Origin of the sequence: Pyrococcus sp. ST04 (genome assembly GCF_000263735.1) — an archaeon.
Classification (GTDB): domain Archaea; phylum Methanobacteriota_B; class Thermococci; order Thermococcales; family Thermococcaceae; genus Pyrococcus.
The window spans coordinates 1-20,918 of the sequence record NC_017946.1 but is presented as its reverse complement, the minus strand read 5'-3'; the positions used below and the strand labels follow the sequence as shown (position 1 = coordinate 20,918).

General features: G+C 41.9%; 23 protein-coding genes and 1 tRNA gene. 11 read left to right on the top strand and 13 right to left on the bottom strand.

The genetic code is table 11. From position 1 onward, the window contains the following. Nucleotides 1–140 precede the first annotated feature (140 nt). Together PY04_RS00120 and PY04_RS00115 are read right to left on the bottom strand one after the other, a co-directional pair. A tRNA-His gene (locus tag PY04_RS00120) sits at nucleotides 141–217 on the bottom strand. A 235-nt stretch (nucleotides 218–452) separates the two neighbouring features. Then, nucleotides 453–2,051, bottom strand: a complete 1,599-nt coding sequence (locus PY04_RS00115; protein ID WP_014733154.1) for a B12-binding domain-containing radical SAM protein — start codon at nucleotides 2,049–2,051, stop codon at nucleotides 453–455. Nucleotides 2,052–2,162: 111 nt separating this feature from the next. Here PY04_RS00115 and PY04_RS00110 point away from each other — a divergent pair, with 111 nt between their 5' ends. From PY04_RS00110 to tpiA, 3 genes are all read left to right on the top strand, one after another. Next, nucleotides 2,163–2,822, top strand: coding sequence for a protein-L-isoaspartate(D-aspartate) O-methyltransferase (locus PY04_RS00110; protein WP_014733153.1), 660 nt, complete (start codon nucleotides 2,163–2,165; stop codon nucleotides 2,820–2,822). Next, the gene (locus PY04_RS00105) at nucleotides 2,819–3,445 is read left to right on the top strand and encodes an HAD-IB family phosphatase (RefSeq protein ID WP_014733152.1); all 627 of its coding nucleotides are present in this window, start codon (nucleotides 2,819–2,821) and stop codon (nucleotides 3,443–3,445) included. The genes PY04_RS00110 and PY04_RS00105 overlap by 4 nt, the downstream gene beginning before the upstream one ends. Nucleotides 3,446–3,536: 91 nt before the next feature. Beyond that, entirely contained in the window at nucleotides 3,537–4,226 is a 690-nt protein-coding gene (tpiA, locus tag PY04_RS00100) for a triose-phosphate isomerase (RefSeq protein WP_014733151.1), read from the top strand. A 2-nt stretch (nucleotides 4,227–4,228) separates the two neighbouring features. Here tpiA and PY04_RS00095 read toward each other — a convergent pair whose 3' ends face one another. Together PY04_RS00095 and PY04_RS00090 are read right to left on the bottom strand one after the other, a co-directional pair. Beyond that, the gene (locus tag PY04_RS00095) at nucleotides 4,229–5,236 is read right to left on the bottom strand and encodes a Gfo/Idh/MocA family protein (protein WP_014733150.1); all 1,008 of its coding nucleotides are present in this window, start codon (nucleotides 5,234–5,236) and stop codon (nucleotides 4,229–4,231) included. 1 nt (nucleotide 5,237) lies between these two features. Then, nucleotides 5,238–6,272 (bottom strand): Gfo/Idh/MocA family protein, encoded by a 1,035-nt coding sequence (locus tag PY04_RS00090; RefSeq protein WP_014733149.1) that lies wholly within the window; start codon nucleotides 6,270–6,272, stop codon nucleotides 5,238–5,240. 197 nt (nucleotides 6,273–6,469) lie between these two features. Between PY04_RS00090 and PY04_RS00085 the strand changes: the two genes are divergently transcribed. After that, nucleotides 6,470–7,618 (top strand): glycosyltransferase, encoded by a 1,149-nt coding sequence (locus PY04_RS00085; RefSeq protein ID WP_014733148.1) that lies wholly within the window; start codon nucleotides 6,470–6,472, stop codon nucleotides 7,616–7,618. On the opposite strand, the gene PY04_RS00080 is transcribed toward PY04_RS00085, so the two are convergent. From PY04_RS00080 to PY04_RS00065, 4 genes are all read right to left on the bottom strand, one after another. Beyond that, nucleotides 7,611–8,705 carry a hypothetical protein gene (locus PY04_RS00080; protein WP_014733147.1) on the bottom strand — a complete coding sequence of 365 codons (1,095 nt, stop codon included), beginning with the start codon at nucleotides 8,703–8,705 and terminating at the stop codon, nucleotides 7,611–7,613. The genes PY04_RS00085 and PY04_RS00080 overlap by 8 nt on opposite strands. A 177-nt stretch (nucleotides 8,706–8,882) precedes the next feature. Next, nucleotides 8,883–9,488: a Ribonuclease P protein component 3 gene (locus PY04_RS00075; protein ID WP_014733146.1), complete on the bottom strand. Its 606-nt coding sequence runs from the start codon at nucleotides 9,486–9,488 to the stop codon at nucleotides 8,883–8,885. 11 nt (nucleotides 9,489–9,499) lie between these two features. Beyond that, the gene (locus tag PY04_RS00070) at nucleotides 9,500–9,964 is read right to left on the bottom strand and encodes an RNA-binding protein (protein WP_014733145.1); all 465 of its coding nucleotides are present in this window, start codon (nucleotides 9,962–9,964) and stop codon (nucleotides 9,500–9,502) included. A 41-nt stretch (nucleotides 9,965–10,005) separates the two neighbouring features. After that, nucleotides 10,006–11,283 carry a tRNA (N(6)-L-threonylcarbamoyladenosine(37)-C(2))-methylthiotransferase gene (locus PY04_RS00065; protein ID WP_048055831.1) on the bottom strand — a complete coding sequence of 426 codons (1,278 nt, stop codon included), beginning with the start codon at nucleotides 11,281–11,283 and terminating at the stop codon, nucleotides 10,006–10,008. 206 nt (nucleotides 11,284–11,489) lie between these two features. Here PY04_RS00065 and PY04_RS00060 point away from each other — a divergent pair, with 206 nt between their 5' ends. The 3 genes from PY04_RS00060 to PY04_RS00050 all read left to right on the top strand — a co-directional run bounded on the left by PY04_RS00060 (nucleotide 11,490) and on the right by PY04_RS00050 (nucleotide 14,117). Then, entirely contained in the window at nucleotides 11,490–12,359 is an 870-nt protein-coding gene (locus tag PY04_RS00060) for a sulfide/dihydroorotate dehydrogenase-like FAD/NAD-binding protein (protein ID WP_048055830.1), read from the top strand. Next, nucleotides 12,360–13,790: an NADPH-dependent glutamate synthase gene (gltA, locus tag PY04_RS00055; protein ID WP_014733142.1), complete on the top strand. Its 1,431-nt coding sequence runs from the start codon at nucleotides 12,360–12,362 to the stop codon at nucleotides 13,788–13,790. A 123-nt stretch (nucleotides 13,791–13,913) separates the two neighbouring features. Then, nucleotides 13,914–14,117: a ferredoxin gene (locus tag PY04_RS00050; RefSeq protein WP_014733141.1), complete on the top strand. Its 204-nt coding sequence runs from the start codon at nucleotides 13,914–13,916 to the stop codon at nucleotides 14,115–14,117. A 17-nt stretch (nucleotides 14,118–14,134) separates the two neighbouring features. Here the strand turns inward: PY04_RS00050 and PY04_RS00045 are convergent, their stop codons facing one another. Continuing rightward, on the bottom strand, nucleotides 14,135–15,301 hold the full coding sequence (locus PY04_RS00045) for a nicotinate phosphoribosyltransferase (protein WP_014733140.1): 1,167 nt from the start codon (nucleotides 15,299–15,301) through the stop codon (nucleotides 14,135–14,137). A gap of 55 nt (nucleotides 15,302–15,356) precedes the next feature. Here PY04_RS00045 and PY04_RS00040 point away from each other — a divergent pair, with 55 nt between their 5' ends. Further along, nucleotides 15,357–15,818 (top strand): flavodoxin domain-containing protein, encoded by a 462-nt coding sequence (locus PY04_RS00040; protein ID WP_014733139.1) that lies wholly within the window; start codon nucleotides 15,357–15,359, stop codon nucleotides 15,816–15,818. 36 nt (nucleotides 15,819–15,854) lie between these two features. On the opposite strand, the gene PY04_RS00035 is transcribed toward PY04_RS00040, so the two are convergent. From PY04_RS00035 to PY04_RS00025, 3 genes are all read right to left on the bottom strand, one after another. Beyond that, the gene (locus PY04_RS00035; protein WP_014733138.1) at nucleotides 15,855–16,652 is read right to left on the bottom strand and encodes a hypothetical protein; all 798 of its coding nucleotides are present in this window, start codon (nucleotides 16,650–16,652) and stop codon (nucleotides 15,855–15,857) included. Beyond that, nucleotides 16,649–16,927, bottom strand: coding sequence for a hypothetical protein (locus PY04_RS00030; RefSeq protein ID WP_048055829.1), 279 nt, complete (start codon nucleotides 16,925–16,927; stop codon nucleotides 16,649–16,651). Before PY04_RS00030 ends, PY04_RS00035 begins: the two co-directional genes overlap by 4 nt. Before the next feature lie 347 nt (nucleotides 16,928–17,274). Next, nucleotides 17,275–17,925, bottom strand: coding sequence for a hypothetical protein (locus tag PY04_RS00025; protein ID WP_014733137.1), 651 nt, complete (start codon nucleotides 17,923–17,925; stop codon nucleotides 17,275–17,277). 87 nt (nucleotides 17,926–18,012) lie between these two features. Here PY04_RS00025 and PY04_RS00020 point away from each other — a divergent pair, with 87 nt between their 5' ends. The 3 genes from PY04_RS00020 to PY04_RS00010 are packed head-to-tail and all read left to right on the top strand — an operon-like array spanning nucleotide 18,013 to nucleotide 20,524. Further along, nucleotides 18,013–19,776, top strand: a complete 1,764-nt coding sequence (locus PY04_RS00020) for a tRNA uridine(34) 5-carboxymethylaminomethyl modification radical SAM/GNAT enzyme Elp3 (RefSeq protein WP_014733136.1) — start codon at nucleotides 18,013–18,015, stop codon at nucleotides 19,774–19,776. A gap of 9 nt (nucleotides 19,777–19,785) precedes the next feature. Next, nucleotides 19,786–20,052, top strand: a complete 267-nt coding sequence (locus PY04_RS00015; RefSeq protein WP_048055828.1) for a hypothetical protein — start codon at nucleotides 19,786–19,788, stop codon at nucleotides 20,050–20,052. Beyond that, nucleotides 20,024–20,524 carry a YkgJ family cysteine cluster protein gene (locus PY04_RS00010; RefSeq protein WP_014733135.1) on the top strand — a complete coding sequence of 167 codons (501 nt, stop codon included), beginning with the start codon at nucleotides 20,024–20,026 and terminating at the stop codon, nucleotides 20,522–20,524. The genes PY04_RS00015 and PY04_RS00010 overlap by 29 nt, the downstream gene beginning before the upstream one ends. Here the strand turns inward: PY04_RS00010 and PY04_RS09410 are convergent. After that, entirely contained in the window at nucleotides 20,483–20,662 is a 180-nt protein-coding gene (locus PY04_RS09410) for an HTH domain-containing protein (protein WP_237710124.1), read from the bottom strand. The genes PY04_RS00010 and PY04_RS09410 overlap by 42 nt on opposite strands. Nucleotides 20,663–20,918 lie beyond the last annotated feature (256 nt).

Below are 20,918 nucleotides of genomic sequence, written 5' to 3'. Positions count from 1 at the left end.
AGGGATGAGGCCTGAAAAAAGAAAATGTAACACTTTCAGTCAGGCTAATTTAGTTGAGTTTGCAAAGAACAGCGGGATTAACATGTCTCAATTGCTTGAAGAGGCCCTTCTAAATATTTATCTTCAGAATAGTTCTTTTCTGGGGCCGGGGCCGGGATTTGAACCCGGGCTAGGGGATCCACAGTCCCCTGTGCTAACCAGGCTACACCACCCCGGCCACTCCCATTCGTGTGCTTTTGGATGAGATTTATAAAGTTTTCGTAGATTGAGGATAAAAATTCGATGAGATAATTTAAAACCCAAAACCAGGCAAATGTAGAGGGCTAATCTTGAAGATGCCTGATTAAAAACTTTAAAATCCTGCCATGGAACACTAAAGCTTATGAAGATCCCGGAAATCAAGGTATTTTAACTCTCCCTATAAAGGGTGAGGCTTTCAAAAGGTAAATGCTTTAGCTTCTTTTTGCATACCTTAATTGCTTCTGTTGTTTTAATATTGTTTCGTGGAACAGCTTTAAATAAGACGTTATATGCTCAATGTAGACTTCTTCGAGGATTTTGGCCGTGAGTTCATCGATATTTTTTCCTGATCTTAAAATTTCCCTTTGAACTAGGATGCTCTCAATTGGAAGCTTGAGGAAGTTCTTTATATAGCGTGGGAGCCTGAGCATCACATAACGCTTTGCATTGCTTAAAATTGGCTTTGAGTACCTTTTAGCTTTTTTAGTAACGCCATGCCACCACTTCTTTAGGTAAAACATATACGTCTTTTCTCTGCTTTCAAAGTATAGCCTCCAAAGTTTCTCCTTCACTCTCATTACAGGATGGAGGGCATCGTAAAAGTCCCAATTAAGAGTTAAAAGAGCTTTATCTTTGAGAGCCTTGTAAAAGGAATCGCTTCCAGGAAGTGGAGTATATATCGAGATCTGTATTGCATCAAGGCCATTGTCTCCAAGCATTTGAACAAATTTGTATGTAGCTTTTCTGTCTTTCCTGGATTCATAAGGTGCACCAATTATTATTCCTCCATAGACAACGATTCCATGCTCGCTTAATAGTTGAACCGCATTTACTGTGTCCTCTTTTTTAAGCCCTTTCCTCATGCCTCTAAGGACTTCTTCACTTCCTGACTCTATCCCTATAAACGCAATTTTAACACCTGCATTTGCCAGCTTTTTAGCAAGCTCAGGGTGTTTTGCTATTATATCCGCTCTAATTTGTATTATAAAATTAAGGTCGTTGAGGCCGTTTTCTATGATTGCATCTAGCAGTTTTAGCCTTTCTTGATATTTGAGGGGAACTACAAAGTTATCATCCACAAAAAAGACCCAGTTGTAGCCTAGATTTTTCACGTATTCTAGCTCTCTAATAACACGATCGTTACTTTTCCACCTCCATGCATGTCCCCACATTGCAGAAGCACTACAAAATTCACAATTGTATGGACATCCTCTAGACGTCTCTATTGAAGCTATCTTGACGTTCTCTCCAAGGATAGTAGCCGTATATGTTTTTGGATCAACAAGATCATAAGCTGGCATGGGCAAATCATCAAGATTGACTATTGGTTCTCTGTATGAAACTCTTATTCTCCCATCCTCCGCATAGGCTATTCCCCTAACCTCCTTTATGTCCCCTTCCTCTTCTAACTTTTCTACTAACTCCCTAAAAGTAGCTTCTCCTTCCCCAATAACGACGGCGTCTATTCCTTCTTTTAAAATCAGTGGATAAGTGAAGGTGGCATGATGACCTCCAAATACTATGAGACTGTCCAACTTTTCTCTTCTTAGACTTTTTGCAATCTTGAGGGATGTGTTTATATAGGTTGAGGCGATTGTGGTAAACCCGACTATATCAGGATTAAATTCTTCAATTTCCTCAATGGTTTCTTGGTTTGATAACCCTCTCCCTTCTCCATCAATTATTCTGACCTTTGCAATGTCTTTAACTGCTCCCGCGAGAGATAAAAGACCTAAAGGCGGCGCAATATATCCATAGGCTGATGTATACCCACTTTTTCCAGGATTCACTCGGACAAGGGCTATTCTCATTTTTAGTACCTCCTGAAGGGGTTCTAGAATAATAGAGAGGTACATTCTGTATAACATTTTCGGGTTTTGTACAACAAAGGTTTAATAAAATGTTCAACCAACGGGGGCTTGATGAGGGAGGAAGAGCTATACGAAAAATGGAAGAGAACTGTCGAAATGCTTGAGTGGGAGGGAATAATTAAAAGTAAGGAGGTTAAAGAAGCTTTTCTAAAGTATCCGAGGTACCTTTTTGTTGAGGATAGGTTCAAGAGGTATGCTCATCTCGATGAACCTCTTCCAATTCCTGCTGGTCAAACTGTATCTGCTCCCCATATGGTTGCTATAATGCTTGAACTCGCCAAGTTAAAGCCTGGAATGAACGTTCTTGAAGTCGGAACTGGAAGTGGATGGAATGCGGCTCTCATTTCTTACCTCGTTAAAAACGATGTTTACACAATTGAGAGAATCCCCGAACTTGTCGAATTCGCAAAGAAAAATCTTGAAAGGGCTGGAGTAAAGAATGTTCATGTAATCCTTGGGGATGGTACCAAGGGATTTCCCCCAAAGGCACCTTATGATGTCATAATAGTTACCGCGGGAGCACCTAAAGTTCCGGAACCACTTGTCGAGCAACTTAAGCCCGGGGGTAAGCTTATAATCCCCGTGGGGAGCTATCATATGTGGCAGGAGCTTCTCGAGGTAGTAAAGGGTAAGGATGGGAGTGTTGAAATTAAAAAGAGAGGGGGAGTAGCTTTTGTCCCTCTAATAGGAGAATATGGGTGGAAAGAATGAAGCTTATAGCTTTTGACCTCGAGGGAACATTAACCGATATGATAAGTTGGGAAATACTGCACAAGAAGTTTGGAACATGCAGAGAAGCTGAGAAAAATATGAAGCTCTTCTTTTCGGGTGAGATAACGTACTATGAATGGGCTAAGCTTGATGCATCTCTATGGAAGGGGAGGAAGAGGGAGGAGGTTGAAGAGGCGTTTTCTAAGATAGAGCTGAGGCCATATGCTGTTGAGCTCTTTGAGTGGCTTAAGAAGAATGATTACAGGACGGCCATAATAAGTGGCGGACTTATGTGCTTGGCAAAGAAGATTGGTCAAGTTCTTGGTGCTGACTATGTAGTTGCCAATGAACTCGTGTTCAATGAGAGGGGGGAAATAACGGGAGAAGTCATAGTCAGGGTAACTTTTGACAATAAGGGAGAGGTTTTAGGGAGGATAAAGAGAGAAGTTAACCCCTCTTTAACTGTTGCAGTAGGGGATTGGGAGAATGATATCTCAATGTTTAGGGAAGCTGACGTATCAATAGCTTTAGGAGATAAAGTTGATGCGGACTTCAAGGCTAGAAACCTCAGAGAGGTTCAGGAAATCTTATCAGCATTGGACTCTGAAAATACCTCTACGTAATTCAACTTCTTCGAAGGTATTTTACCCATTGTTAGTCCTGTTGTGAAAAACATTTAATAACATTACTAGCTATTCACCTTTGGTGATAACCATGGCTAAGCTTAAGGAGCCAATTATTGCTATAAACTTTAAGACATATATTGAAGCGACTGGGAAGAGAGCTCTTGAAATAGCCAAAGCCGCTGAGAAAGTATACAAAGAAACAGGGGTAACAATAGTAGTTGCTCCTCAGCTTGCTGACCTTAGAATGATTGCAGAGAGCGTTGAGATCCCAGTTTTTGCTCAGCACATTGACCCGATAAAGCCTGGGAGCCATACTGGTCATGTGCTCCCAGAGGCAGTTAAAGAGGCCGGAGCCGTCGGAACGCTCTTAAACCACTCAGAGAACAGGATGATTCTTGCTGATCTTGAAGCTGCAATAAGGAGGGCTGAAGAGGTTGGCCTCATGACAATGGTCTGCTCTAACAATCCAGCAGTAAGTGCGGCAGTTGCTGCCTTAAATCCAGATTATGTGGCTGTTGAGCCTCCAGAGCTTATAGGAACCGGGATACCTGTTAGCAAGGCGAAGCCGGAGGTAATTACTGATACCGTTGAGCTCGTTAAGAAGGTGAACCCGGACGTTAAGGTTCTCTGTGGGGCAGGTATTTCAACTGGCGAGGATGTTAAGAAGGCTATAGAACTTGGAACGGTTGGTGTTTTGCTAGCAAGTGGGGTCACTAAGGCTAAGGATCCAGAGAAGGCCATTTGGGATCTAGTCTCTGGAATAATAAAGAAAGATTAGAATTAGAGCTTTATTTTTACTGCTTTTCCTGTTTTTGATGACTCGTAGGCGGCTAGAACTACTGCTAGATTCTTAAGAGCATCTTCTCCAGTTATGGGTGGCTCTTTGTCTTGGATTATTGCATCAATGAATGCGTTTATTATACCTTCAACATCTGGCCTCTCCCAGTAGATTTTCTCTGTTCTTTCTTGGTAGACTGTAAAGTCTGGGTATGCAGTTCTTATGTCGAGGAAGCCGTCATCTCCAACGATGTAGTACTTCATCTCAAGTCCGTAGGGATAGCCCTTGGGATTTGCCCACCCTGCTGTTAGCAGTGCAACAACGTTGTTTTTGAACTCTATGAGGGCCGTTCCTATATCATCTACCTTAAATCCCCATATCTTTGATCCTATGTCTGCATATACTCTTGTTGGTTCACTCTCTGTTAGCCAGAATAATGAGTCAATCCCATGAGGTGCTGTGTCCATGAACCCTCCCCCACCGCTCTTCCTTTCATCGAAGAACCAGCTTGTGTCGAGCCCTTCCAGAAACATCGGTGGTTTCACGTACTCTGATATTGCATAGATGTATTCTAGCTTTCCAATTTCCCCATTAACTATCATTTCCTTGGCTTTCTTTAGTGGCTGGGTGAATCTTGGGTTGAAGGGTACCATGAGCTTGACCCCAGCCTTTTTTGCTGCTTTGATTATTTCCTTTGCATCTTCTATTGTTAGTGCTATTGGTTTCTCTAACAGTATATGCTTTCCTTCCTCGGCAGCTCTAATTGCGACTTCTTTGTGCCTGTAAGTTTCGATTGCTATGTAAACTGCTTCTACGGTTTTGTCCTTTAGTAGCTCCTCATAAGTTTGGTAGAATTTTGCTCCGAATTTTCTTGCATCTACTTTTGCAACGTTTGAGTTTGCTCCATCTCCCGAAATTGCAACAAGCTTTGCCCTCCTACTCGCTCTTATTGTGGATGCATATCTAATTGCATGGGGGTGAGCATAGCTAATTACACCGAACCTAACCATTTCACATCACCTCGCTGATGTCGAGTTTTACAGGTTCTCCCTTCCTGATACTCTCTCTGGCCTTTTCGGCTATGTAAAGGGCTATCAAAGCGTCTTTTGCTGTAACTACTGGCTCACAGTCGCTCCTGATGCATTCGAAGAAGTGTCTGAGCTCAGCTTCAAATGCCTCTGGGAAGGTTGATAGCATTGGAGAGAACCTTGGCATTTCGAAGGTGCTCTTTACAACTCCAACTACTGGAGTATCAAGGGGAGTGTACCTTATCCTTCCGTTCTTACCTATTATATCTAAGTGGTGGTAGAACACTCCGTACTTAGCTGGGAGTGGATAGCTCCAGCTAACCTCGGCTATTCCAGTTTTGTCTCCTTCGAATTTTATGAACATTATAACGTGGTCATACGTCTTGTTTACTCTTGCCTCCCCTCTAATTGCCTTTCCAGCGGCAAAAACTTCTATGGGCTCGCTTTCAAAGAACCATCTGAGGAAATCTGTCACGTGGACTCCTAAATCGACGGCGACGCCTCCGCTCTTACTCTCATCCCAATACCAGTAATCCGCTGGAAATGGAAGGTGTTGTACTTCAGTTTTTCTGATCTGCATCGGCAGGATGTTCCTTGATTTTATGACGTCCTTTATCTGTATCCATCTCTTGTCAAACCTCCTTACATGACCTACGAATAACTTTAATCCCTGTTGCTCGGCTTCTTTTATCATTTCTTTTGCCTCTTCTATAGTCCGAGCAATTGGCTTTTCAACGATCACATGCTTTCCAGCCTTTAGAGCTTTTATTGTGATATCCTTGTGAGTGTATGTTGGCGTTAGCACTTCTACAACGTCCATATCCTCCTCTAAAAATTCGTCAAGATTCGTGTACACTTTTGCATTCAGCTCCTTTCCAGCTTTTTTTGCTGCCTCCTCATCTATGTCCATAACGGCAACTACTTTCACGGTTTTCCTCATGGCCTTTAATGCGGGTTTATGTGCGAGATTGAAGATGTTACCACAGCCTACCACGCCTACCTTTAGTCTCTCTGGCATGGTGACCCACCTATTACTACTTAGAATTAGTTAAGGTTAAAAAAAGTGACGGTCACTTTTCAATGTCAAAAATAGACATCTAAATGACTTCGTTGATCATAAAAAGTTCAAACTCTTTTAGGTTCCCTTAACGGAGGATTTAGTTACTGAAAGTTTTAAAAAGATATTTCGGGAGGCTATATGTGGAGGTGGTGAAGATGAAAGTAGTAGTCGGAATACCTAGCTATAACAATGCCGATACTATAGGGTATGTAGTGAAGCAAGCCGCTGAGGGCTTAAAGAAGTATTTTGGGGGAGGGATTATAGTCAATGCAGACGGTGGGAGTACTGATGGTACTAGGGATGTAGTACTATCAACCAAGGTTCCAGAGGGAGTTGAAGTTCATAGTTTTGTCTACAAGTGGCCGATTCCGGGGAAAGGAAGTGCTATGAAGGAGATCATGGAGTTTGCCAGGGAGAGGGATGCTGATGCTGTTGTGTTTGTTGATAGTGACTTGAGAAGCATAACCCCAGAATGGATTTACAAGTTTGCCAAGCCTATAGAAGATGGCTATGACTTTGTCGCTCCCCTGTATTTAAGACATAAGTGGGACGGGACGATTACAAACAACATAGCCTACCCTATGACAGCTTCTCTTTACGGGGTTGACATTAGGCAACCGATTGGAGGGGACTTTGGGATAAGCTCAAAGATGCTTGATATATACTTGGAAAACGAGGAAGTCTGGAAGACGGATGTTGCAAGGTTTGGTGTGGACATATTCCTCACAACTACAGCAATAGCGAACAGGAGGAAGGTCATTCAAGTTAGTCTCGGTATGAAGATTCACAATCCGAAGGATCCAGCGGCTTCATTAGGTCCAATGTTCAACCAGGTCGTAGGAACCCTCTTCATGCTAATGAAAAGGTACGAGAATGCTTGGAAGGATGTGAGAGATATAAAGCCAGTTGAAACCTGGGGAGAAGAAGTTAAAGGAGAGCCTGAGGCAGTTAAGGTAACCTTGGAGTTGCTTAAGCAGAGGGCAAGGGAATTATGGGAGAAAGAGAAAGAAGTTTTAAAGAGAGTTCTATCCGACGAAACGTTCAAGCATGTGGAAGAGGCAATAAGGACATTTGAGTTCCCGGATGATCTCTGGGCTCATGTTCTCTTTGATGGTGCAGTAGCTTACAAGAATGGTGTGATATCAAATGCAGAACCGTTGATACCATTATACTTCGCAAAAACTGCGGACTTCGTAATGAGAACCATGGATATGAGTACGATGGAGGCTGAAAAGCTTATCAGGGAAAGGGCTAGAGTATTTCTCAGGGAGAAGGGTTATCTGATCGAGAGATGGTTTACTTGAGGGATATTCCCTCGGCTTTGTAGAGTGCCTTTATTATTTCCTCCCCTTCTTCGTACTCCCTAATAGCATTTTCTGCCAGTTCAATTGCATCTAAGAATTTTGCATGCTTTATCAGGAAATCTACAGCATCGAGCACCCTTAAGAGCTCTAGACTCATGTCTTTTGCCGCAAGGTACTTAATTATTGCGACTCTTATTCTGGCCCTCAAATCTACTCTCCCTTCAGTTTCCTCAAGAGCTTCTGTGTAGGCTTTCATAGCATTCTCAAACTTTCCTAGACCAATTAAGGCCTCTGCAAGTTCAAGCAACTTGTCTCCGACAACTTCAAACCTTCCAGACCTCCTATAGTTTTCAATAACTTGATTGAGCATCTTTATTAGATTAACACCAATGAGGTTTGCCCTGTTAAAATTCCTAGCGAGGAGGTATGCATACTGAGCTTTTAGAAGTAGTCTTGTCATTGTTTCAAGATCTCCCTCTGCATATGCTAGTTTGCTAGCCTTTTCATAATGTTTCCCGGCATTTTCCATTAGTTCTCTGTACCTCTCCTCGTAGCCAAAGATAGTCTTTATATAGTTTGCAACTTTCTCAAAAGCTTCTCCGCTGTCCTCATATCTTTCTTCTGCTATTGCTTCCTCTGCTATGTTTCCAAATATCTCAACAAGTCTACCTGCTATCTTCTCAAGGCTTTCCTTGTCGTTTAATAGGTCATAATACCTATATGCTGACTCATATGCGACTATGGCAGATTCTATCTCACCAGCCTCCTCATAATTAGCTCCCAGATCCTCATACATCTTTGCGAACTCTCTAGCATATTTCTTTAGATTTCTTGAGTCTCCTAAAAACGTAAACGCTTCAATTACATTAAGACAAGAAGATGTTAGTCTTTCTAGGTTTACTTCATTCTTGTCTATCTCCCTCTCGATAATCCTTATGTATAGATAAGCTGCTCTGAGCATTAGAGGTTTCGCCTGTTCATAAAGATTGAGCCTCTCCTTTAGTATTACCCCAGCCTCTTTATACAAGCTTGCAGCTTTTTGGATCTCTCCTTTGTCTTCGTAGAGTTTTGCTGCTCTCACAAGCATTTTAACACCGTCTTTAATTTTACCTTCCTTTATTTTCTTGTATCCCTCCCTTTCGAGTTCTTCAGGAGTTGACAAGAGAAGATCTATGTCCAACCCTCCACCCTCCCTAACTTTTAGCCTGTTCTCATTTTGGGTAATTGTGTCCAGATACTGTATCACTAAAATTGTGAGATGATATTATTTAAGCCTTTTCAGGATGATCTCCGGATATGTAGAAAGTGATGCTTTTGCTTGTTGGATCTCCATGCCAAGTGCTATTCCCAAACTTGCTAAGTCCCTGGGCCCTCTCACTTCCCATTTCTCTTTTGCCGAGCTCGTTATAAACCTTGGAACTTTGTATTTCTCCACGAGTTTCCACGCCTTTATCATGAACTTAAGCATGTTTGCCCTTTCATATGAGTTTACTCCTAACAGGTGTCTCAGAGAAAACCCAAGGGCAATGTTTTTTCTACTCATCATCCTTGCCAGAACGTGATCAAGTCCGGGATCCTTCCTTCCGACCCAGGGGGATATTATTGCATCGACGCCTCTTTCAATTGAATACCTTACAACCCTAAGATCCTTAGATTCGACGTAAATCAGGTAATTCTGCTTGAACCTTAGGGCTTCTTTTACTGTTGAAGGTTGAGGATTTACAAGGACTATTGCAACTTTACCATATACATCCTTTACTTTTTTTAGCTCTTCCTTCTCGAGCTTTCCGGGAGGGACTTCATACGAGAATACAACATCGTCGAAGAATTCTCTAGCAAAATTATATGCATCCTCACCCCTAATATCCATCTCAATGAACTTCACTCCTCACCCTCCAACCACTCTCTTACGGCTTTAACTACACTCTCTTTTTTCATTGGGAATGCTTTTACCTTTATCCTTACGTGTATTACATCCTCGCCTTCACTCACCTTTACCTCTCCCAAATATGCCTTTTGCTTATCAAATCTTATGTAAAAAGTTCCTGTTTCATCAACTTTTTCCTCCGCATGCTCCCAGAGGTATTTTCTATCTTCTTCACTTAGGAGATTTCTGAGATTCTCAAGGAATTTTCTTACATTTCTTGAGTGCCTAAGTTCAGCATCCACGACAAGAATTGGGTTTCCAAAGTAGCCCTCTGTTTCTATGACTTCAAACTCGACATCCTTTGCCGAAATATCTTCGGGGAATAATGTTTCCAAGGCCTCCAAAACTTTTTCAGGGTCTTCTGTAGCATGAATGAACGTTCTTATCCTGATATTGTGAGCCTGCAACCTTTTCCCCATTTACCTCACCAGAATAATTTTGGAATAAGTTATTAAAAACCTTAGCTAACTATCTCACCTAAAAGATATGTTGATGTAGCTCCTTTAACTTTTGCAGTTGCAAACTCCCCTTTTTCTCCATGGGGAAGGATTATATGCTTGTAGTTCATTGTTACTGCATCTATGTTTCCCTTCTTACCCTCTCCATGAACTAGGACATCTACCTTCTTTCCAATGTATCTTTGATTAATCTCATAGCTTATCTGTAGCCTTATTCTATGCATTATTCTAGATCTCTCCTTTACAATCCACCCTGGAAGTTGTTTCCACTTTGCTGCTATGGTTCCAGGTCTTGGGGAATAACGTGACACATTGACCTTATCGGGTCTTATCCTCTTTATCAACTCAACGCTTTTTTGAAATGCCTCCTCGCTCTCCCCAGGAAAGCCCACTATTATATCGGTATGGAGATTAAGGTCTGGAAACTCTCTCCTGAATGCGTTCACAATTTCTTCAAACTCTTCAACTGTGTAAGTCCTTCCCATCTTCCTTAGAATTTCATTATCTCCGCTCTGGACTGGGAGATGGAGAAACTTGTATATCTTTTCGTCCTTGTAAGCTTCAATTAGTTCGTCAAGGAATTTCATTACATGATTTGGATTCATCATGCCAACCCTAACTCTGAACTCCCCTTCTATCGAGGTTATTTCGTCAAGAAGCTTTGCAAGGTTAGTCCCTATGTCAAACCCATAACATCCAGTATCTTCTGCGGAGAGCCATATCTCCTTGTATCCTTGTCTTATAGCCCACTTCACCCACTCAACGACTTTTTCTGGAGAATAACTCTTGAGAACGCCTCTTGCGAGTCTCGTTGCACAGTATGTGCATGCGTTTAGACAGCCTTCGGCTATTGGAACAATGAAATGAACTCCCCTGGGTGAAAGTCTAGGTAAGTCAAGCTTGTCAAGATTCCTCTTTTTCCAGTCGGGTACACTTATTAATTTCTCCCCTCTTAAGGCATATTCAACTGCTTGCACAATTCTATCTATACTTTTAACGCCCAAAATCGCGGAAACTCTCTCATCTATAACGTCTGGATTGACGTGAGGTAGGCATCCCGTGACTATAACTTTTTTTCCTTCATCTAGGAGTTCCTTTATCCTCCTTGCAATTTTTCTCTCCGTTGGGTCTTTAACAGCACAACTATTTACGACAACTACTTCAGCATCATTCTCGTCACTAACAAGTTCATGCCCCGCTAAGTAAAGCAGGGCAGCCATCATCTCCCCATCTGCTCTATTTCTCGCACATCCGTAATTCTCTATGTAAATTCTCACCATCACTCGAAGGAAATTGTCTTGCTTTAAGTCTCTTTTTGTTAAACACAATAACTTAACATCTATCCTAAATTTTCATTAATTTGTTTTGAGTATCTCCAGCATTAAGTAGAGATGTCAACCTTTAGTTTACAATAATTTTATAAGCACAAAATGTTCAAAACCTTATGTAATGTTCAAAGATGTTCATTTGAACGGAGGTGTTCATAGTGTATAAGATCCTTGAAAAGAGAGAGATTGCTATGAGAAACACTTGGTATAAGATTCACGCACCTCATGTAGCCAGAAAGGTGCAACCAGGACAGTTTGTCATCATTAGGGCGTTTCCAAACGGTGAGAGAATTCCTTTGACTCCAGTAATGTGGGACAGGGAAGAGGGCTGGATAGTACTGATAGCCTTTACTAGAGGTAAAACAACGATGAAAATGGCCCTTGAGCTGAGCGAGGGGGATTATATATTGAACGTTGCGGGTCCTTTAGGCAATCCTGCTCCAATGGAGAAATTTGGCAAAGTTCTTGCAATTGGAGCCTATACAGGAATAGTGGAAGTTTATCCAATAGCTAAGGCATGGCAAGAAATAGGCAACGACGTAACAACACTCCATGTAACATTTGAGCCGATGGTTCTCCTAAAGGAATACTTGGAGAAAGCTGTCTCAAGGCACATAGTTGAGCCAGTTAAATTAAACCCAAGATTTGACTTCAAGGTTAACATGAGGTACGTAACGAAAAGGCTTGTTGAGAAAGTTAGGGAACTTCTGGAGAAGGAAGATTGGGACTTAGTCTTTATGGTTGGTCCTCCAGGAGATCAGAAAGCAGTTTTCGAAGTTGTAAAGGAATTTGGAATTCCAATGAGAGTCGATCTTCACCCAATTATGGTGGATGGAACGGGAATGTGTGGTGCTTGTAGAGTTAGAGTTAACGGGGAAGTGAAGTTTGCATGTGTTGATGGGCCAGAATTTGATGCCTATCAAGTTGATTGGGATGAACTAATTCACAGAGTTGGATTCTACTCGAAACTTGAGAGAATTGCCTTAGAGAAATATCTTGAAGAGCTCAAGACTAAGGGGGTGATGTGAGTGCCTAAGCTTATCAAGGAGAGGGTTCCTACTCCTGAGAGGCCTGTTGAGGAGAGGGTTAGGGATTTTGGTGAGGTTAATCTTGGTTATACTTGGGAGTTGGCTTTGAAGGAGGCTGAGAGATGCTTACAATGCCCCAAAGAATACGCACCCTGCATCAAAGGATGCCCAGTTCATATTGACATTCCCGGGTTTATAGCGAAGCTCAGAGAGCATAAGGATAATCCTTACCTGGCTGTTAAGGAGGCCTTGAGAGTTATTTGGGCTTGTAATTCTTTACCCGCAATTACTGGTAGGGTTTGTCCTCAGGAGGATCAGTGTGAGGGTGTTTGTGTTGTGGGTAAGGTTGGGGATCCAGTAAACATTGGAAAACTCGAAAGATTCGTAGCAGACTACGCTAGGGAGAGGGGAATAGATGATGAGTTGTTGATGGAGGAGGTTCCTAAAATCCAGAAAAATGGGAAGAAGGTTGCTGTTATTGGTGCTGGGCCTGCAGGCTTAACCTGTGCAGCAGAACTAGCAAAAATGGGCTACGAAGTAACAATCTTCGAAGCCCTTCACGAGCCTGGAGGAGTTCTTGCTTACGGCATTCCAGAGTTTAGGTTGCCAAAGGAGATTTTGAGAAAAGAGCTGAAAAAGCTTCAAATACTTGGTGTGGAAATTAAGACTGACCATATAGTTGGTAGAACTGTCACAATCCCCGAGCTTCTTCAGGAGTATGATGCCGTCTTTATTGGGACTGGGGCAGGAACTCCAAAGCTCCTCAATATTCCGGGAATAAACCTTAACGGTATATACTCGGCTAATGAGTTTTTGACTAGAATTAATCTCATGAAGGCTTACAAGTTCCCGGAATATGACACTCCCATAATAGTTGGAAAGAAAGTTGTTGTCATTGGAGCGGGTAATACGGCAATGGACGCTGCCAGATCTGCTCTAAGACTGGGTGCAGAAGTTACGATAGCGTATCGTCGTGGAGAAGAAGATATGACTGCGAGGATTGAGGAAGTTCAACATGCGAAGGAAGAGGGTGTTAAGTTCATGTTTTTTGTGAATCCTGTGGAGTTTATTGGTGATGAGGAGGGTAGGGTCAAGGCTGTGAAGTTTGAGAAGATGAAGCCTCTTGAGGAGAGGGATGCTAGGGGGAAGAGAAAGATAGTGGGCACGGGAGAATACATAACCGTAGAAGCAGACACAGTAATAATAGCGATTGGCCAGGTGCCTAATAAGATTTTATGGAAGACTACACCAGGACTCAAGGTTACTGAGAAAGGGACGATAGTTGTTGATGAGAATTTGATGACTTCTATTCCTGGGGTTTTTGCTGGTGGCGACGCAATCAGGGGAGAAGCAACAGTAATCCTAGCAATGGGAGACGGAAGAAAAGCAGCAAAAGCAATCCACGAATACCTAACAAGAAAATCAACTTAGGCTTCCCTAATTTTCAACTTTGGGATTTAAACTTTTTGTTTTTGAGAAAAAGGGGATTCAAAATTCGAAAGCAATACGAAAGGTTTATATTTACTCTGGCTTAGGTAAAGACGGTGATGGCCGATGGCGTGGAAGGTAACCGTTGACCAAGACACCTGTATTGGAGATGCCATCTGTGCAAGCCTCTGTCCAGACGTCTTTGAGATGAACGACGAGGGTAAGGCTCAGCCAAAGGTAGAAGTAATAGAGGACGAGGAACTCTACAACTGTGCCAAGGAAGCAATGGAAGCCTGTCCAGTTAGCGCTATTAGCATCGAGGAGGCCTGATTTCTTTTCCTTTTCATTCATTCTAATTGTAGGTTAAATTTCTCTGCCTGTTCAAGGACGTATTCTCTGATCTCTCTTGCCTTTGGAAATTCTGTAACGATTTCTCCGTTCTTTATTATGGGCTTTAAGAGAGGCTCAACCTTGGAGTTGCATATTGGACATCTCTCAAGCCTTTTATCTGCAGGAACGACATGGTAGTGGCCATTTTCACATCTATACACCTGCTTTCTTCCACTGAGCTTCCCTCTCTTCGCTATTGGTTTTCCTTCAACTTCTACTATGTCTAAAGCGAAGTCTATTGGTTTGGCGCTTGCAATAGCTCCTCCAACTCCAAACGCATCTGCAACATCAACGATTTCCTTAATTTTCTCTTCATCTAGCCCTCCTGAAATGAATATTTTGACCCAATCGTATCCTCTAACCTTCAGCTCCCATTTAACTTCCTCGATTATCTTCCTAAAGTTCCCCCTTCTTGAGCTGGGTGTGTCTAGTCTAACGGCAAATAGTTTTTTCCCTAATGCTTCTGCGGCCATAACAGCCTCGATCTTTTCATCATAGAATGTATCAACTAGTGCTATTCGTGGAACTTCCTCCTCTATAACTTCATCGAAATACTTCCAGGCTTTGACTTGATCTCCGACAGTTATTATCAAGGCATGAGGCATTGTTCCAACGGCCTTTTCCCCTATCATTTCTGCTCCGAGGACTCCAGATACACCATCACATCCTCCAATAAATGCAGCTCTATCTATCATTGGCGCTATAGCTGGGTGCATATGTCTTATACCAAAGGAGTACACGGGCTTAAACTTTGCAGCTATTTTTATCCTAAGGGCGGCGGTTGCTATTCCACTTGCCTGACTCAGCATTCCTAGCAGGGCCGTCTCATAAATCCCAAAATCCCTATAGTCTCCTTCAATTTGAAGAACAGGCTCGTAGGGGTGGAAGATTGTCCCTTCAGGCATTGCATAGACATTTACTGGCAGCCCCTCGAGGAGCTTTGCAACTTCCTCAACTCCAACAAGAACCCCCCACTTCCAGTTTTCTGGAAGAGATGTCGTTGTAACGTCAGCGAAGACCTTCTTTTTTATTCCTTTAGCTTCAAGGATTTTCTTGGTTCTTATAAAGTAAACGTCGGTAGTCCTACCTTCTTTTATATCCTTCTCACTGGCAATGTAAAACATTAGCCACCACCACATCATTGATAAAGAGATTTACCTTTAAGGTTTCCGAGGAGACATGATAATCTATTCAACCAGAAGGGGATCTACAGAAAAGATTGCAATTGCCATAGCTAGGGGGATGGGAGAGGAAAATATCGTAAACTTGAAAAGAAAACTCCCTGAAGAGCTTGACGACTTCATAGTTATCGGATCCCCGATATATTACGAGAGACCCCTCCCGGAAGTTCTAAGGTTCATAGAGGAAAACAATGGGCTAAAGGATAAAGTGGTTGCCGTGTTTATTGTTTGTATGGCTGATATTTTTGGAGTTGTTGGAAGGAGGTACGCTGAGAGAAAGTATCTTGGACTCTTAAAGGAAAAAATAAAGGGAGATGTAATTGATGAGAAGATTTTTAGAGGATGGCTAATTAATGAGAACAAGAAAACCATTATTGACGCTCAAAGATGGGGAGAGGAGCTGGCTCTAATTTTTGGAAGGTCAAAAACCGTTGCTAATGATAATAAACTTGGGAAATGAAAAAGACTAAAGATTATAAAAGATAATGTGCCCTTTTTAGTCTTTAAACATCTTGAGTAGCGTATTCTCACCTGGAATCGTTGCATAGTAGTAAGTTTCAGCTGGTATTACTTGGATTTCTTCTCCTACCCTGTAGACGATGAGGGGCTTGATTACATACAAGTTACCCAGCTCTGTCGTGTTCACGAGGGTTATCGTGAGATTAACTGTCTTTCCAGGAGGGATCTCCCTGGGTTTAAAATTGGAAATCTGAAGGCCTGGGATGTCAAACGTCACGTTTAGTATCTCAACAGACTCATTAAACGGGTTGAAGAGAGTATACATGAGAGTTGGAATTGAGGGTTCTGGGCCAACAGAGCCGCCTATGTAAGACTTTATCTTTAGGCTTTTCTTATTTGTAGGCTCCAATATCTCAAACTCTACATTTCCTAGTGATACTTTTTTGGTCTGGTTGCCCTCCTTTATCTCTAGATATGCATCTTTCATAATACAGTGGCCAGACTCCTTGAGGGTTACCTTTACGCTCACGACTATCTCCTTTATCTCCGAGTTAGCGTAATCATAATCTCCAGTAAGACTTACTCCATCCGCGCCGAGACAGGAGGGAAGCCCTCTAACCCCAATTGTGGCATTGAAGTCTGTATCTCCGACCTTTATCCAGTAAACATTTAGGCTAATTGTTTCGTTTAAGTATCCAGCGACGTAGCCGGTGATGTTGGATATAAAAAGCTCTTTTCTTTGGAGTTCCCAGGATTCATGGGCATTTGTGGTGTAATATATAAATAACGCAGTTAAAAGTATTCCACTTATCACAATGACAGTTCTGCCTTTCATTGTATATTACCATCCCTTCTTATTACTGGGAAATAAAAGCGTTTCCACTTTAAGGCATATACTGTGGCTGTCTCTCCCGCATAAGTCCTACCATCAATGTGAACATAGTGTCGTTGGATAACCTTGTATTTATCGTAGACACTTGCATAGAAAATCTCGACGTATTGCCCATCATATTGAACAATTGCTTGGTATTCAGCTACTTGGGTAAAACCTCTAGTTACATCAAATCCAACCTTGGCACTTAGAACGTCCAACAGAGGCTTCCATCTCATATGTCTTGCCCCCAGTGAGTTTCATAACAAATTTGAACATTTTACTATATAAACTTTTTCCTTTTACTATGAGTAAATTCTCTTTCTTTTTTTCGAGTATAAATTTTTTCAGAATCAAGTTTCGCGAAGAGAACAAGTCAAAAGAAAGGAAAGTAACACAGTAAGCTGATGAATACATTGCTCCTTAGGGATACAACTAGTAAACTTGGGGTTGTAATCCCTAAGATTTTGTTAATCATTGATTTATTCAAGCATTACTTAACCTTGCTTCTAAGGAAGTGAAAGTACTGGTACTGTAAGCGTGGACATATAAATTGAGAAATCTCCTTGGAGAGTAACTAATGTTATCAGCTCGAATACTTGAATAACATTCTTCCAACGTCTTCTCCATTATACACGGCATATACTTGGGCAGTATTGTTTTCTAGCGGTTTTATGTAAACGTCTATCATAACGCCATTGATGTTGAGGGTTCCCAGAAGTTTCTCGTCTTGAATGCTCCGCAATTCTTTAACATCCACTGAAAATTCAAATGTCGATTCATTGGTGACGTTTTTCACTCTGAGTTCTCCAAAGTACAGCTTTCCTTCATGCTCTACCAGGATATTAAGTATAGCTGAGGGAGTTACCACGATTCCGGGGCTTCCCTCAATTTTTATCCTAAAGTTTTTTGGTTGAACAGTTGGCTTTATTACATAGAGGTCGAAGCCTCCACTTACGAGGAGCTCTCTGTTTTCTTTAAGCTCTACTCTTATACTTACTCTTTGCACATCAAGTTTCTTGATGTATCCTACCACGTCGTCAGCTATTTCTTTTGGAACTTCTAATGTCAAACCTGGATAGCTAGCCTCTGCTGACTCCTTTGAAGGGGTGGGGGAGTTGGTTATTGACAATGTTGCTTTTAAATTTTCATTGATTGTTGCAGTTTTCTCACTACTCCAAATACATCCAAGAGTGGCCACTATTATAAGTATAATTAAGATTAACTTGCCTTTCATATCAATAACACCATACAAAAGTAGTAATTTTATATTTTTAAAATCTTTCCTCAACCTTTAAGAGCCCCCTAGACAGAGTTGCCAGCAATGAAGGAGGAAGCAATTAAAGAAATTGTTGACCTTCTACTTGAAGGGAGGATTAGAGATAGGGAGGAACTTAACAAGATAAAGATAGAGGTTGCTAGGAAATATCATCTCTCTAGACTTCCGAGGAACTCTGAGATCTGGAGAGCTCTTCCTAAGGAAAGAAGGGAAGAGTTTAGGGATCTCCTTAAGAAGAAGCCGACGAGGACTATTAGTGGCGTTGCTGTAGTTGCGATGATGACAAAGCCTTTTCCATGCCCTCATGGGAGATGCATTTACTGTCCTGGGGGTCCTTCCGTTGGATCACCTCAAAGCTATACTGGAAAGGAGCCCTCTGCACTTAGGGCTGCTCAATATGGCTATCATCCGTACATAATAATGATGGCGAGATTGAAGCAACTCTACGATATTGGTCATCCAATAGATAAAGTTGAAGTTATAATTCAAGGGGGAACTTTTCCAGCCGTTGACCTTGATTATCAAGAGTGGTTTATAAAGTGTGCATTCAAGGCTATGAATGACTTCCCCTACTTCAAAGATATAGACAACCTCGAAGAAAAGTTAGTTAGATTTATTCTTCAAGGAGACGAGTCTGTTCTTGAAGAAGACCCAGAGTTTAAGAAAGCCTGGGAAAGGACACACAGGAAAAAGTACTACTACCTTGAAGACGAACAGAGGAAGAACGAGAAGGCTAAAGTTAGAATGGTGGGTTTGACAATCGAAACAAGACCTGACTGGGCCTTTGAGAGGCAGATAGATAGGATGCTCTCCTTTGGAACGACAAGGGTTGAGCTGGGAGTTCAGACTATATTCAATTTCATCCATGAGAGAACCAAGAGGGGTCACGGCGTTGAGGAAATCGTGAAGGCCACACAACTTCTTAGGGATGCTGGACTTAAGATAAACTACCATATAATGCCTGGTCTTCCTGGGAGCAACTTTGAGAGGGATCTATACACATTTAAGACTATTTTTGAAGACCCACGATTTAGACCGGACATGCTAAAGATATATCCCACCCTCGTTACGAGGGATGCTCCCCTATATGCTTGGTACAAGGCCGGTCTCTATAAGCCATATACAACTGAGGAGGCGTTGGAGCTTCTGGTTGAGGCATATAAAATATTTCCAAAGTGGGTTAGGGTAATGAGGATTCAGAGAGACATACCTGCTCATCTGATAGTTGCCGGTGTTAAGCACTCAAACCTGGGTCAGCTAGTCTTTGAAGAATTAATAAAGAGAGGGATCAGGCCAAGAGAAATTCGCTTTAGGGAAGTTGGGCATCAGATGCAAAAGTTTGGAAAAGTGCCTGAGGTTGAGCACATAAAGTTGCTTAGGGAAGATTATGAAGCCGCTGGCGGGATGGAAATATTCCTCAGTTTTGAAGATGTTAAGAATGACATTCTGATAGGATTTCTAAGGCTGAGGATTCCCAGTGAGAGAGCTCATAGGAAGGAGATAAATTGTTGCCCCTCAGCTATAGTTAGGGAGCTTCATGTGTATGGACCTTTGGTTCCAATAGGGGAGAAGCCCAAATATGAGTGGCAACATCGCGGATATGGAAGAGAGTTACTGGCTGAGGCAGAAAGAATTGCAAGGGAGGAGTTTGATGCTAAGAAGATGCTCGTCATAAGTGGGGTTGGTGTGAGGGAGTACTATAGGAAGTTTGGGTACAGGAAGGATGGTCCATATGTCAGTAAGAGGCTCGACAGGAGATACGCTGATTATGGAAAGAGTGATAAATTTGACGCTCACCTAAATACTTAGGTGTCGGGCATGGAGTTTAGGCACGATAGTGAAACAATAAACGAAGCCCTTGGAATTCCAGAGTGGAAGGCGAAGGAGATTGCAATGTTTGTTACTAAGCAGATAATGCTTTTAGTTGATGGAAAGCTTGATAGTGTGAGTAGAATTATGGAAGCTATAGACTCTGAATATAAGGACAGAGCAGAGTTTGGTTATGCAATGTTCCTTCTAGGCCAGGGTTTGAGAATCGTGAGCGAGGTTAAGGAGGATGAGGTTCAAACCAAAACCATTCGTTGAGCCTGTTCGGTTTAAATGTTTATTTTGTTTAGACTGTTGCAGGGGAAGGCATGTTTACTTAACTTTGGGGGATATAAAGAGGTTAGTCGATGCTGGTTATGATCCTCAAGATTTTCTTACGTTTTCCATAGAGAATGGAAAGATTAGGTTTGTTCTTTCGATTAGGGAGTGGGATTTGGGGTGTGTATTTCATGATCCGGAAACTGGAATGTGTAAAGTTCACCCGTATAGGCCTCTAATATGCAGGATATACCCGTTTATGGTATCCAGAAAGCCTCTTGGAATTGAAGGAGAGAAGCCAATTGAGGTAAATGGGGAGAAGTTTTGGTTATATTATGATGAAAGCTGTCCTGGGATAAATGCCGAGGGGGCAGAGGACGTTATAACCCCCGAAGAGATATTGGAGTTGGGTATAAAGTTTGAGGAGGAGCTAGAGCGCACTGACCTCGATGGACTCCTTGAGTTGCTCTAGGTTCGTTGTATTGTTTATGGTGTACACTCTCTTTCTGGCATCTTCGAGGAGAAAGATCTCCCTCACAATACCATTCTCTTTCAGGATTTTTAATGCGTATCTAACGGTTCTTTCAGAAAGGTTTGTCGCTTTTGCCAATTCTCGAGAAGATTTAGGCCTGTCTAGTGCTTGTAGAACTAGAATTGCGGATCTAGGAAGTTTAGCAAAGTCGATCCCCCCTCATGGTGAAACCCCTTAGGAGGTTTTTGGAAGAATTTAAAATATTTTCTAATCTGGCATTGTCATGTTGAATTGTCTATAGTATTATTCTCTCTTTCTTTGCCTCTTCTTTTGCGAGACTGTTTATTTCTTCTAAGAATTTTTCGAAGCTTATTATGTCCAATCCATATTTCCT